This window comes from Desertivirga brevis (assembly GCF_017355835.1).
Map to the genome: position 1 here is coordinate 389224 of NZ_JAFEWF010000008.1, position 13562 is coordinate 402785.

Consider the following 13562-nt stretch of genomic DNA (forward strand, 5'->3'; position numbering starts at 1 on the left):
TCTATAGTAGAATTTAATTAATCTATAGGGTATACTGCTGAACTTGATGTATTTACAGTTTGAGTAATCACGACTGCTATTTACTATAAAATGATAGTTTTTCCTTACTTCGATATTAGCTTTAATGGTTAGGATTCCTGAATCACCACCCTCAATAGAACTTATTAAAAATTATGATAATAGACCTTTATGGTCTGTTATGATACCTGCTTACAACTGTATTTCTTACCTTAAAGAGACACTTGAAAGTGTTCTAATTCAAGACCCTGGGGAGATGTTTATGCAGATTGAAGTTGTAGACGATTGTAGCACAGATGGTGACGTTGAAGGGATTGTTAATGAAATTGGTAAGGGAAGGGTGGGTTATTTCCGCCAATCAAGAAATTGTGGAAGCTTAAGGAATTTTGAAACCTGCATTAATAGGTCGAAAGGTCACTATGTTCACCTGCTACATGGCGACGATCGTGTTAATTTCGGTTATTATTCTGAAATAGAAAAGCTATTTGCGCTGAATCCTGCAGCTGGAGCAGCATTCACCGACTACAGATATATTAATCATGTTGGTGAGGTTTTAATGATTAGAAACCCCAAGCTTCCTGAACAGGGCGGTATTGTTAGTGATTTTTTAACCAGAAGTGCCAAATACCAAATTGTACAGCCCCCGGCAATAACGGTTAAGCGTTCTGTTTATGAAAGCTTGGGTAGTTTCTATGCGGTCCATTACGGCGAGGATTGGGAAATGTGGACAAGGATAGCTTCTCAATTTCCTATCGCTTTCTCTCCTAAGCCAATGGCTTTTTATCGCGTAGCTCACGGCATAGGAATTACTAATAACTCTTTTCGCAGTGGACAGAATATTAAGGATATTAATAAAGTCATTTCAATAATTCAAAATTATTTACCTGAAGAGATAAGATCGAAAAGCCTTAAAGAAGCAAGGAAATATTATGCTATTTATAGTATTCGGGTAGCAAATGGCCTCCTTGCTGAAAATAGTAGGGCAGCGATTAAACAAGTCGAGGGAGCCTGGGAAATGAGTAAAAACTTTTCGACTTTTTTTTGGATGCTGCGATTTTATTTAATGTACTACTCTGGAATAAAAGTATTGTTAAAGGGCGGCATACCATCATTCTTCAAGATTTCCCGATATATAACACCTTATTAAGGTTCAAATATTCGATACTACCACAAATCGCTACCTATGATGAAATCAATGAACTGGGACTGGGAAATAAAACCTCAGGCACCATGGGCAGGGGTTAGTTTAAAAGAACTTGGATCTTTTAAAGACCTTCTTTTTAGCATGGTGAGGAAAGAGTTCCTCAGCCAATACCAGCAGACTCTGCTTGGGCCGGTGTGGATACTTTTGTATCCTCTTTTAACCGTTGCTACTTATGTACTGGTTTTTAACAAAGTGATCGGTGTTTCCACTGAGGGCATTCCATCATTCCTTTATTACCTTACTGGAATTACCTTATGGAATCTTTTTGCAGAGATCTTTCAGCAAACAGCTTACACCTTTGTTAATAATTCTACGGTCTTTAGTAAGGTGTATTTTCCTCGTCTTATTGCTCCGATCTCTATTTTAGTACTTAACTTTTTACGATTCGGAATTCAATTGTTTTTTCTGGCTTCGATGCTAGCCTATTATTACTTGTCTGGCGAAATTCGATTCAACCTCCCAAATATATTCATAGCAATTCCGGTAATAATAGTTACAGCCGGGATTGCCTTTGGCACAGGATTAGTCTTTTCCGTAATCACAGGGAAGTACAAAGACTTGTTTGGTTTACTGCAATTGATCATTCGTCTTTTGATGTTTATATGTCCGATATTCTATTCCCTAAGTTTAGTTCCAGTTAAAATTAAATGGCTGGTAAACATAAATCCTTTAAGTTCATTATTTCAATTGTTCAGGTACTCCTTACTCAACACTAGTTCTGTAGAGTTATCATCAATTATCTACAGCATTACTTTTATGCTGATTATGTTGGTCGTCGGAATAGTTCTTTTTAATAGGATGGGCGATAAGCTAATGGATGTTTTATAGAAACCCTATGTCTGAAATTATTTTGCAAGCCGAGAATGTATCTAAAAGTTACAATCTTGGATCTATCGATTCCGGATCCCTGCGGCAAGAACTACAATTATTCTGGCAAACAAAGGTGTTGAAAAGGGAAACAGACTTTTTCAAAGACGTGAATAAGAATAACCCTAAGAAACAATTCTGGGCACTGAGGGATGTGAATTTCGAAGTCAAACGAGGCGAAACCTGGGGAATTATAGGAGGGAATGGTGCTGGAAAATCTACTTTACTAAAGATTCTTTCTCGTATAATCCGACCTACAACTGGTGTGTTAAGGGGGCGAGGGAGATTGAGCAGTTTACTTGAAGTGGGGACAGGCTTTCACCAGGAACTTACAGGCCGTGAAAATATTTTCATAAACGGAAACATGCTTGGGATGAAACGTTGGGAAATTCAGCGAAAGTTCGATGAGATTGTAGAGTTTTCAGGTGTTGAGGAGTTTATAGACACTCCGGTTAAGCGTTATTCATCTGGAATGTATGTACGTTTAGCCTTCGCTGTTGCTGCACATCTTGAACCAGATATTCTTATTGTAGATGAAGTGCTGGCGGTAGGTGATGTAGAGTTTCAAAAGAAGTGTCTTGGTAAGATGAAGGAAGCATCTTCTGAAGATGGTCGTACAGTTATTTTTGTGAGCCATAATTTACAGGCCATTCAAAGTCTTTGTTCAAAAGCTCTTTGGTTAGAAAAGGGACGTTCGGTAGCTGCTGGTGAAGTGAAAACTGTTATTAATAGTTATTTGAGGACTCAGCAGAAAAACGCCTGGAAACACGAGTATGAATCAATAGCTCTCGCTCCCGGTAATGAACATATCCGGGTGCTGAATGTGGAGTTGATCCCAAAGTTATCAAATCCTTTAGATCAGATAGATATTCGTACCGAGCTAACGGTGAAGTTTAAATTTTATAATCTTAATAATGGAATACATTTAACTGCCAGCGTTTTGTTGTTTGGCAGTGCGGGGGAGTGCATATTTAATGTGCCATCGAAAGCTGGAGATTTTGATGCCGGCATGTTTGAGGCCGAATGCACAATTCCTGGTAACTTTTTAAATGATGGATCATATTTTATCTGTCTTTATTTCGCACGAAACGGTACAGAAGAAATATATTGCTATAATGAATGTTTGATTTTTGATGTGGCCGATTACCGGGAAGAAACCGAGTTCTATTACAAATGGTGGGGCATAGTAAGGCCTGATTTCAAGCTTATCTTAAACAAAGTTGCCTGACAGAAACAAATAAAAACTCATAAGAAATCCAGTTTAATGCAAAGAATTCCATCTGCTCCTCCTAAAATAAAAACGCTTCCCGGGGATATAGAAAGACCGCTTTGGTCAGTAATGATACCTGCATTTAATTGCTCTAAATACCTCCCTGAAGCTATCGAAAGTGTACTTCAACAGGATCCCGGACCCGATAAGATGCAGATCGAAGTAATTGACGATTGCAGTACCGATGAAAATGTTGAAGCCTTAGTTCTGAAAATTGGCAAGGGGAGAGTGGGTTATTTCAGGCAGGAATGCAATGTAGGGAGCTTACGCAATTTCGAGACGTGTATAAACAGAGCTAGAGGTAGGTATATTCACCTTTTGCATGGGGATGACCGCATAAAGTATGGTTATTACAGAAAAATGGAATCACTGTTTGACCGTTTTCCTAATGCTGGTGCAGCTTTTTGTGCATGGAGTTATATCGATAAAAATGGCGATTTGTCAAAATACTCGAGAATAGAAGCCAATCGAGACTGCATTTTGAAAAACTGGCTTGATGAACTTGCCGTTGGCGTACGCCTACAATATGTTACGATTACAGTAAAGCGGGAAGTATATGAACACCTTGGCGCTTTTTATGGTGTAACATATGGAGAGGACTGGGAAATGTGGAGCCGAATAGCGAAACATTATCCAACAGCTTATACTCCTGATTTTCTTGCCGAGTACCGGGAGCATAATACTTCTATTTCCAGTCAAAGTTTCTTAACGGGAAAGAATATTCAGGATATTACTAAGGTTATCAATACCATTAGTAGCTATGTTCCTCCCCGAAAGCAGCTTAAGGTAAATAGAATAGCAAGAAGGAACTATATCTATTGGGCAACGGACGAAGCCCACAAGCAATGGCATTTCAGCCGGAATTCCAAGATGGTGAAGTCGCAGTTAAAGGAGATCACCAATACTTATCTTGATTTTCCATTATTTATAAAGCTTAGCAAGCTAATGGTTAAAGTACAACTGTATTCTGTTGTTAGTAAGTTGCAATCAATCCTATGATAGAAGGTATATCTACGATCGTTCATCATTTTCAATTAGAGGTAACCGGTTTTCAATTCGAATTATCCCAATTAAATCTGTACAATTACTACTGCGTGTTTTGGTGGAAGAATATTCCTCTGGGAGATTTTGTATTTGAGACAAAAAGGGGATATGATAAGATTGCTTTGAAATCGAAAATTTGGGAGGCAATTCAACCCTCTTTAAAAAGGTATACGAATACAAGTTCTATATTGGAGGAGCTTAGACTATTATTCTTCCTTGAGAAGAAATTACTGTTCTTCAACCTGATGGAAAAAGTATTTGGCGAATTGACAGTTTTAAAAGAGCAAGGCAAACTCGACGTATCGGTAGTGATTTGCACCCGTAATAGAAGCACTTCGTTAAAAGACTGTTTATACCATATTTATTCCCAGGAATATTTACCAAGGGAGGTAATTGTTGTAGACAACGCTCCTTCGGATGACAGTACGGAACAAGTAGTGTTGGGCTTAAAGCGCGCAGGCCTAAAATACGTTCGAGAGCCACGTGCGGGACTGGATATAGCAAGAAACACAGGTGCTAAAACAGCGAGAGGGTCAATTGTATTGTATACAGATGACGATGTTAAAGTGCACCCGCTGTGGGTGTATCAAACATGGCTGGAATTTGAAAAAGAAGACATCGACGCTCTTACCGGGTTGGTTATTGCCTCTTCTTTGGAAACCGAAAGTCAGCAAATCTTTGAGAGGTTCTGGAGCTTTAACCGAGGATATAAAGATATTAACTTTGATAAGTCGTTTGTTAGCATAAAAGGTCGGGTACCGCGTGTTTGGGAGATAGGGGCGGGTGCTAATATGGCATTCAAAAAAGAAGTACTCGACCGCGTTAATTATTTTGATGAAAGATTAGATGTTGGAGCAGCTGGATGTAGTGGAGATTCGGAAATTTGGTACCGTATTTTACTAAAAGGCTTCAAAATCCGATACTGTCCAAGAGTTGTAGTGTTCCATGAACATCGAAGGGAAATAAGCGCACTACATAAACAGCTCTATAATTACATGCGAGGTCATGTGGCTGCTGCGCTGATCCAGCAGAGTTATCATAAGGAAGTCGGTTACAAAAAATATTTATATATCGATCTGCCCAGGTATTACCTATCACTTCTAAAACATGGTTTTCCAAATTATACTTCCAGGTATAAAACATTAAGAAGTGAAATAAAAGGCGTAATATCCGGTGTTAAGTTTTTTAATAAATGCAGGAATATTCCTGCAATCAATCCTAATAACTAAGAACTTACATTAAAATAAGTCCTTCCAGTTTCTAGTCAACATCAAGCTACCACAAACTTTATCCGGACTAATCCTCTTGTCAATTTCCAAATTGATAATGCTTCTACCACGGCATTCCAATCAGGTCAAGAATTATGTCTCCGGGTTCCCTTTCAGGTTAATTTTCGCTCTGCGAAATGATAGTCTTCTAGGGTGGTGTTGATCAAGCTGCTAATTTCCTGAGATCTTGGCTGACGCCTAACTAGGGTGTCCTGGAGAAGTATTGTTTTAACTTTTCCTGGCATAGCCATGCCATTTTCTCTGGTTTTCCAGAATTCTTTTACTCTCAATATTCTAAGCTATGAAGACGAAAAAATCATCTGTTCTGATTATCGGAATCAACTTTCATCCCGAACCAACTGGTATCGGAAAGTATACCGGTGAACTTGGGTTTTACCTCAGCCAGAACGATTTCAACGTAGATGTGATTACTGGATTCCCCTATTACCCTAATTGGAAAGTGTTTGACGGATATGGTAATTGGTTTTATACTAATCAAACTGTCGACGGTGTTAACATAACGCGATGTCCTTTGTACGTACCGGCGAAAATGACAGGTTTAAAGAGAATGCTGCAAGACCTCACATTTTTTATCACAGCCTTTTTTGTTCTGGTTCAAAAAATGATATTCTGTAAACAATATGAGATGTTGTTTGTCGCTTCGCCTTCTTTCTTGTCAGGTTTCTTAGGTGGCTTATATCGATTTTTCTATCGAAAGACTAAGTTCGTTTATCATATACAGGATTTACAGATTGATGCCGCAGAAGAATTAGGAATGATTAAGAGTAATAGTCTTCTTAAAATAATGAAGTATTTGGAACGATCTATCCTTGATCATGCAGACTGGGTTACTACTATTTCGGATGGGATGCAGAAGCGAATAGCAGAGAAAGATTGTCGTTTACAAAGACAATACATATTTCCCAACTGGGTCGATTTTAGCATGATTAAAGCTAAAAAGCCGAACCTTTCGGTTATTAAAAAACTAAACATACCGGTCGACAAACGATTGGTCTTCTACTCGGGAGCAGTAGGTGAAAAGCAGGGGCTGGAGGTAATTCTTGACATGGCTCAAAATGCAAAAGAAGCCTTGCCTGACGTTTTCTTTGTCATTGCAGGGTCTGGCCCTTATGCAAACGTATTAAAGGAAAAGGCTAGTAAACAAGATTTGAATAACCTCATGTTCATTGGATTACAAGAACTTGATGTGTTCAATGAATTGTTGAATTTCGCGTTCATACATCTGGTAATACAAAAAGACAAGGCTAGCAATTTGCTGCTGCCGTCTAAGCTTACCAATATTCTTGCAGTAGGAGGGCTTTGCATTGTTACAGCCGCTGAAGAGACATCTCTGCATCAAATTGTAGCAGGCAATAATATGGGAATGGTGATAAAGCCTGAATGTACAAACGCTTTGTGGACCGCTATCTCTGATGCCTGTACCGACTCTGATCTCGTAGATGAGTATAAGAAGAACGCCCTTGTATATGCCTCAAAATATCTTAGAAAGGAATCGATCATTGAGAATTTCTTATATGAAGTTGGAATTGGAAACCGTAGAACAGAATTGGTTCCTACGCCAGTTTTGGATTACGAACTAGCTGGAGTGGAAACACTTCAGAATTAAAAACGCAGCTGTGTAATCATTTATAAGTGTAAAAAGATCCCGACTTATGGTTAGATTGATGTAGTGGTAGACATCTCTTTAATCCATATTTCGGGTATCTTTTTTTAAGACAAGCCTCTTCTTTACCAATTAAATAATTTCCATCCCTTTTTCTTGCCTTTTTTATTCTTGTTCTTGTTTTTGAATAAGCGGTTGAAGAAAGACTCTTTTTTCTCCTCAATGACAGGTACTTCAGGTTCTTCATATTTGACAGAAGGACATGAAAGCCTATTTTGAAGCTCTGAACTTAAAGGATCAAAGTTTGAGTAATTGTAGAGCTGAAAAGCTGCCTGTCTTGTTATATTTTTCATAAACTCTCCCCAAACAGGTAATGCTGTATGCCCACCCTGACCTAAGTTCAAAGTCCTAAAGCGTATAAGGGGACTTTCTCCTCCAACCCAAACGCCAGTAACAAGCTCCGGTGTTATTCCAATGAACCACCCATCCGCGTGGTTTTGAGTTGTTCCAGTCTTCCCGGCGATATCCATTGTGAGCCCGTACTCACTTTTCAATCGTGAAGCTGTTCCTTCCTCAACTACACCCTTTAAAAGTTCAAGCATCGTCCGCGCGTTATAGGCAGAGAACGCGAATTTTGGTTCGGTAGGAACAAAGCTTTTTAGCGGCTTTCCAATCCTGTCTGTAATCCTCAACAGATACACGGGCGCCTGCATTCTTCCATTATTTAGAAAGGTTGAATAGGCAGGTACCATCTCAAAAAGTGAAAGGTTTGCTGTGCCCAAAGCAATGGACGGAACTGCAGGAATCGTGCTTTTTATTCCAAGTTGACGAGCAAATTGAATGGTAGCTTGGATGCCTGTTCGCATTAATATTTGCGCCGAGATTGTATTAATCGAATGCGCAAGAGCTCCTCGCATACTGTACTCTCCTCCGTATTGCCCATCTGAGTTTTGCGGCGACCAATTTTCATACCCAGGGTAAGTGATTCGCGTATTTTGAAAATACTCACAGGGTTCAATTCCGTTTTGAAGAGCTGCTGCATACACGAAAGGTTTGAAGGTTGAACCTACTTGTCGCCTTGATAAAACGTGGTCATATTTAAATGTATTGTAATTTATTCCCCCTACCCATGCTTTTATGAACCCCGTTCTAGGATCCATGGACAATAATCCTGTGTTGAGCATTTTCTGGTAGTATCTTATAGAATCTAAGGGACTTATTTTTACCTTCCTTGTTCCCCATCCTGTATATAATTCAATATTTACTTTTTTTCTGAATTCTTCCTTTATTTCGTCTTCAGACAAGCCTTCTTCCTGCAGTTGTTTATATCGAGGGGATCTTTGTACAGCCTTATCAATTAGCTCAGTGTTCCTTCCCCATGGACTTCTGCCACGCCAATGATTGTCAAATTCTTCCTGAAGCACTCTTAGCCGGCTATTAACTGCTTTCTCTGCCGCTTTTTGTATACGCGAATCTATCGTAGTATAAATTTTTAGGCCGTCTGAGTATAAATCGTACGACTCCCCATTTTCTTTCATTTGGCTTTTACAGAATTCTTCCAATTGAGGGCGTAGGAATTCTTTGAAGTATGGGCCTAGTTCAACATACTCATTCCGATTGTTATAGTTTAATGTCAGAGGTAAGGCTTTTAACGAGTCGGCCTTGTTTTTTTCAAGAACACGGTACTTAACCATCTGGTTTAGTACTACGTTTCGTCTTTGTTTTGCTCTTTCAGGATGAAGTTTCGGATTATAAGTCGTGGTAGCTTTAAGCATCCCGACAAGTACAGCAGCTTGCTCTATTTTTATTTTCTTTGCCGAAGTGTCAAAAAAACGTTGTGCCGCCCGCTCTATTCCGAAAATATTACCTCCCATGGGTACAGTGTTTAAATAGAGCTCAAGGATTTGTTCTTTGGAATATACATCCTCAAATCTGTTAGCGATTATCATTTCCTTTAACTTATTGATGGGAGTGCTTAGAAAAGAATAACGCTGGCGAGGGTAGAGGTTTTTAGCAAGTTGTTGGGTAATAGTACTGCCACCTCCTGAACTTTCTTGTTGCAATAACAAGGTCTTAAAGACAACTCGAAGCATACTTCTTGAATCAATTCCACTATGCTTGTAAAAGCGTGAATCTTCGGTTGCTACTAGGGCACCTATTACATTCTCGGAAATTTGGTTGTAGGTTATGTTAGTGCGATCTTGTTTATAAAATCTTCCCAAAAGCACTCCGTCTGCTGAATATACCACCGAGGGTGCGCTCGTCTGCAACATACTAAGTTCATGAGTGGATGGAATACTTCCGAATACGCCCAGTAATACCGCAAGAAATAAAGTGAAAAAGCCAATGAGAAGAGTTAGCATGAATATTCCTGCAATTCTTCCAATTTTTTTGAAGGTAACAGATGAATAGTGACTTGGGGCTCTATGAACCTCATTTCTGGAATGCCGGGTATAATGTTTGGTTCCAAGTATTCCCTTTAGCTTACTGGAAAGCCGATTTAGGAAAGAAAGTGCGGCCTTGGACTTGCTTTTACGCCTGATAATTTTCTTCAAAATAAAAAATAGGAAAACAAAAAATTGAGCAAAGACGCAGCGGTCCGAGATTAATGCTGTGTCTTTGCAAATAAAGCAGAGTTCTTATAGCTCAAAGATAAAGAAACCATCATCATAGCCTGCCTTATGTAAGATCGGCTTAGCTACATTAAACACCTTAACTCCATCTACGTCCCCTTCCAAGGTTCCCACATGAGCGTGCCCATGAAATGCTGCAACAACATTTCTTCGGCTCAGAGGTTCAGCGAGTCTCGATGAGCCTAAAAAAGGATAGATCTGTTCCGGCTCACCTACAACAGTTGCCTGGATGGGAGCATAGTGGATGATGGCAATTTTTTTGATATTCTCGTGCTCTTGGTCGAGCCTCGCCAAAGCCCTATCAAGATGGAGAGCTTCATCTACTGCTTCCTGAACAAATGCTTTCATGGCTCCTTCCCCAAACATAGATAACATATGTTTTCCGAAGCCTCCACCAAATCCTTTGACACCAGCAAACCCAACACCCTTGATCACTAAAGCTTCTCCATCCAAAATATGCATTCCATTGCTTTGTAAGATTTGTCTGATGAGTTTGTGCCGTCCCTTTTCATAATCGTGGTTCCCCAGTACTCCGAGTACTGGAATAGTACATGCTTTTAATTCCTCTGCAAGTACCTGAGCCTCTCCTTCATCTCCGGTGTCTGTAAGGTCTCCGGCAATTATTAATACATCGGCCTGGTTAGATACTTTTTTAAAAAATTCGGACCAACGGCCCTTATCCGTTTCGCGCACATGGATGTCGCCCACAGCAGCAACACGAACTGTTGTTGATTCTTCCATATCAGGTAGTTTTAATCGTACTAACTTTGTAATTCCATTCTTTGATGTCCACTTGGTACTGTGTCTGGTCAATAACTGGGCCTCTGCAAACTTTTTCAAGTGCAGGAGGAAGATCATACTGCTCTTTCGCGCGTTCCATCAATTCATCGAAAAGCCATTTTGGAATAATGTCATGGTAGTCAGCAGGATAGACGAACTGAAACATCAGAAGTTGAGCTAATAACAGATGCCAATGCTGGTCTAGGCGGAAAAGAAGCCTTTTCCAATCAATGTTCTTTCCATGCTTGAGCAGCACGTGATTTATATCTGCCCCGTCAAAGCGTTCGCGATTTTGTACGTAAATTTTGCACCAAATCAGTTCCTCTGCAGGAAGAAATTTTACTGGCACCCCAGCAAATTCGCCCTCTGTGGCATGCTCGTACCAAGTGTCGTCTACAGTACAAATGTTATTAACAGTATCAAAAATTATATCAATAAAGTAATCTCCTTTAAAGACTTTGGCCAGCCAACGTACATCAGTAAGCTCAGTAGTATACCCTTTAGAAGCAAAGTGCTTCATAATCTTCGGATATTCGCTCGGTTTACAAAAAACGTCAAGGTCTTTTGTGTCGCGATATAGGCCTGTATATTTAAACAAGGCGAAAGCGCCGCCTAACATAAAATTAGAACCACTTTCATGAAGTAATTCTAAAGCCTCTCTATAAAACTCGTTCGCTTCCCGTCTTTGTTCTTCAGTTTCTATCATATTTAATTCTCGTTCGTTTCGTGTCAGTTAATAACTCGTTTTTGTTCATTCTGTTTGATCATCAGGAAGACTGCTAGAGGGCTGGACGAACGGAAATCCACTGGAATGGCATAAAATAATGGTCAGTTTTACTTTTCGCCTGAGAAACCGCCGTGATCCTTTTTTTTACCCAAAATAAGCCGCACACCCTTATCGTAACTGAAATAACTGAACATCCATTGCAGTAAGACAATTAGGCGACTCCTAAAGCTAATTATTGAGATAAGGTGAATGAACATCCATATAAGCCATGCAAAGAAACCTTGTGTTTTATATTCTTTCCCAAATAGTTTCAGATCAGCTACGGCGTGGTTACGCCCAATAGTTGCCATTGAACCTTTGTCATCATACTTAAATGGTTTCAAGTTTTCATCCTTTAAAAGCCGGAGCAAGTTTTTTCCTAAAAGACGTCCTTGCTGCATTGCCGGCTGCGCAACCATTGGATGGCCGTAGGGGAATTCTTCCGATATCATAGCTGCTACATCGCCAATAGCAAAGATGTTATTGTAACCTTTAACCCGATTTACTTCATCTACAGCGATCCTTCCCCCCTTTAACATAACTTCGGGATTCAATCCATTTACAGGTGCTCCCACTACTCCTGCCGACCAAATAAGTGTGTAAGTTTTTATTTCCTCGCCTGAATCAAGCGTTACCTTAGTGCCATCATACGATTTTACCCTTCGGTTTAACCAAACTTTCACGCCATAGCGCTCCAGATATTCCAATGATTTTTTAGAAGCACCTGCAGACATACCTTTCAGCAGTTGATCTCCGCTTTGGATAAGGTTGATGTCCATTTTCTTGATATTCAGTTCTCTATAGTCTTTCGGGAAAACGTGCTTCCTTAGCTCGCTCAACGCACCTGCTAGTTCAACTCCTGTAGGCCCACCGCCCACAATAACAAAATCCATCAGAGTATTGAGTTTTTCTTCGTCTCCAGCTTGTAGTGCATTTTCGAGATTACAAAGAATTGTGTTTCGAAGCTCGAGCGCATCGTCAATGCTTTTTATTGCAATGGCGTTCTTTTCCATTACTTCGTCGCCGAAATAGTTAGTAGCGGCACCGGTAGCGATCACCAGAAAATCATAATGTAAATGGCCTATTTTGGTAACAACCTCCTGTTTATCAGGATCAATCCTAAGTACTTCGGTTAAGCGGAAATAGAAGTTTTTCTGGTCTTCCAGGATTTTTCTGAATGGATGAATGATATTTGCAGAATCTAGGGCTGAAGTAGCAACCTGATAAAGAAGAGGCTGGAACGTATGGTAATTGTGTTTATCTAGTAGTACAACTTGTACAGGAGCTTTCGCCAAAGATTTCACAAGCTCAAGGCCTCCAAACCCGCCTCCGATTACTACTACCCTTGGATTGTCAGAATGTGTTATACCTGAAATTTCAATCATTCTTTCTTTTTTTACCACAACAGGATAATAGGCGTAATTGTTGAAGAAGAAGGATTCAATAAGCGAGATAATGACCGGTAAAAGAAACCAAAACATAAATGGCAGCGTTTGGAAAATGGCCCTGAAGCAGTTTTCCGATGCAACAACCAAGAGTGCTCCAGAAATTACGGGAGGATGTGTTGTGACTACGATTGCAGGTCTTGCCATTACCCTGTTAATAATGCCTCTGGAGATATCTGCTAGAAAAAATAAAGATTTGGCTGAAAAAAACCTGCTGAAGGATAAGATCTCCGTTCTCAAAAAAATTAAGAAGCATTTGATTAAAGCGGCCGACGGTGATCTTGAATTATTTAACCAATACCGTTTCCTTAAAGCAGTAGATGAAAGGGAAGATAAGTTGAAATACAGAGCATTAGTTCATGCAACTAAGTCACCTCTCAAGGTGGCCTCTTTAGTGGGAGAGTCTTTTTCGGCAACAAGTGATTGTGTTAGACTTTGCCATGAAAGCGTAATTAGTGATGTCAAGGCTGGAGTCCTTCTATTGCATGCTTCTTTTAATGCAATTTTAGCACTCGCTAGTAGTAACATGAGCAGTTTGAAAGAAGGCGATATCAAATTATTTGAGGATTTAAGGTCCTCTTTAATACAAAAGGTATCCCCTGAAATTGATATCATTTCCAAGAGGATCGATGCCTGCCTGTAG

General features: G+C 39.7%; 11 protein-coding genes. 7 read left to right on the top strand and 4 right to left on the bottom strand.

Annotated elements, in window-relative coordinates; all coding sequences use genetic code 11:
* Positions 1-199 precede the first annotated feature (199 nt).
* From J4N25_RS19250 to J4N25_RS19275, 6 genes are all read left to right on the top strand, one after another.
* Entirely contained in the window at positions 200-1165 is a 966-nt protein-coding gene (locus J4N25_RS19250) for a glycosyltransferase family 2 protein (protein WP_207423423.1), read from the top strand.
* Between the two features lie 36 nt (positions 1166-1201).
* Positions 1202-2050 (top strand): ABC transporter permease, encoded by an 849-nt coding sequence (locus J4N25_RS19255; RefSeq protein ID WP_207423424.1) that lies wholly within the window; start codon positions 1202-1204, stop codon positions 2048-2050.
* A 7-nt stretch (positions 2051-2057) separates the two neighbouring features.
* On the top strand, positions 2058-3317 hold the full coding sequence (locus J4N25_RS19260) for an ABC transporter ATP-binding protein (protein WP_207423425.1): 1260 nt from the start codon (positions 2058-2060) through the stop codon (positions 3315-3317).
* A 36-nt stretch (positions 3318-3353) separates the two neighbouring features.
* A complete protein-coding gene (locus tag J4N25_RS19265) occupies positions 3354-4358 on the top strand; it encodes a glycosyltransferase family 2 protein (RefSeq protein ID WP_207423426.1) in 1005 nt (334 codons plus the stop codon).
* A complete protein-coding gene (locus tag J4N25_RS19270) occupies positions 4355-5632 on the top strand; it encodes a glycosyltransferase family 2 protein (RefSeq protein ID WP_207423427.1) in 1278 nt (425 codons plus the stop codon). The genes J4N25_RS19265 and J4N25_RS19270 overlap by 4 nt, the downstream gene beginning before the upstream one ends.
* Before the next feature lie 340 nt (positions 5633-5972).
* On the top strand, positions 5973-7298 hold the full coding sequence (locus tag J4N25_RS19275) for a WcaI family glycosyltransferase (RefSeq protein ID WP_207423428.1): 1326 nt from the start codon (positions 5973-5975) through the stop codon (positions 7296-7298).
* A 122-nt stretch (positions 7299-7420) separates the two neighbouring features.
* Here the strand turns inward: J4N25_RS19275 and J4N25_RS19280 are convergent, their stop codons facing one another.
* From J4N25_RS19280 to J4N25_RS19295, 4 genes are all read right to left on the bottom strand, one after another.
* Positions 7421-9658, bottom strand: a complete 2238-nt coding sequence (locus J4N25_RS19280) for a penicillin-binding protein 1A (protein WP_207423429.1) — start codon at positions 9656-9658, stop codon at positions 7421-7423.
* A 276-nt stretch (positions 9659-9934) separates the two neighbouring features.
* The gene (locus tag J4N25_RS19285) at positions 9935-10669 is read right to left on the bottom strand and encodes a metallophosphoesterase family protein (RefSeq protein WP_207423430.1); all 735 of its coding nucleotides are present in this window, start codon (positions 10667-10669) and stop codon (positions 9935-9937) included.
* Position 10670: 1 nt separating this feature from the next.
* Positions 10671-11414 carry a nucleotidyltransferase gene (locus J4N25_RS19290; RefSeq protein WP_207423431.1) on the bottom strand — a complete coding sequence of 248 codons (744 nt, stop codon included), beginning with the start codon at positions 11412-11414 and terminating at the stop codon, positions 10671-10673.
* A 128-nt stretch (positions 11415-11542) separates the two neighbouring features.
* Positions 11543-12859 carry an NAD(P)/FAD-dependent oxidoreductase gene (locus J4N25_RS19295; protein ID WP_207423432.1) on the bottom strand — a complete coding sequence of 439 codons (1317 nt, stop codon included), beginning with the start codon at positions 12857-12859 and terminating at the stop codon, positions 11543-11545.
* Between the two features lie 70 nt (positions 12860-12929).
* Here J4N25_RS19295 and J4N25_RS19300 point away from each other — a divergent pair, with 70 nt between their 5' ends.
* Positions 12930-13562 carry a cyclodeaminase/cyclohydrolase family protein gene (locus J4N25_RS19300; protein ID WP_207423433.1) on the top strand — a complete coding sequence of 211 codons (633 nt, stop codon included), beginning with the start codon at positions 12930-12932 and terminating at the stop codon, positions 13560-13562.

Coding starts and splice junctions, on each gene's coding strand:
- J4N25_RS19290 (WP_207423431.1), bottom strand. CDS start 11,414: ATGATAGAAACTGAAGAACAAAGACGGGAAGCGAACGAGTTTTATAGA.
- J4N25_RS19250 (WP_207423423.1), top strand. CDS start 200: ATGATACCTGCTTACAACTGTATTTCTTACCTTAAAGAGACACTTGAA.
- J4N25_RS19275 (WP_207423428.1), top strand. CDS start 5,973: ATGAAGACGAAAAAATCATCTGTTCTGATTATCGGAATCAACTTTCAT.
- J4N25_RS19285 (WP_207423430.1), bottom strand. CDS start 10,669: ATGGAAGAATCAACAACAGTTCGTGTTGCTGCTGTGGGCGACATCCAT.
- J4N25_RS19270 (WP_207423427.1), top strand. CDS start 4,355: ATGATAGAAGGTATATCTACGATCGTTCATCATTTTCAATTAGAGGTA.
- J4N25_RS19280 (WP_207423429.1), bottom strand. CDS start 9,658: ATGCTAACTCTTCTCATTGGCTTTTTCACTTTATTTCTTGCGGTATTA.
- J4N25_RS19260 (WP_207423425.1), top strand. CDS start 2,058: ATGTCTGAAATTATTTTGCAAGCCGAGAATGTATCTAAAAGTTACAAT.
- J4N25_RS19255 (WP_207423424.1), top strand. CDS start 1,202: ATGATGAAATCAATGAACTGGGACTGGGAAATAAAACCTCAGGCACCA.
- J4N25_RS19295 (WP_207423432.1), bottom strand. CDS start 12,859: ATGATTGAAATTTCAGGTATAACACATTCTGACAATCCAAGGGTAGTA.
- J4N25_RS19265 (WP_207423426.1), top strand. CDS start 3,354: ATGCAAAGAATTCCATCTGCTCCTCCTAAAATAAAAACGCTTCCCGGG.
- J4N25_RS19300 (WP_207423433.1), top strand. CDS start 12,930: ATGACCGGTAAAAGAAACCAAAACATAAATGGCAGCGTTTGGAAAATG.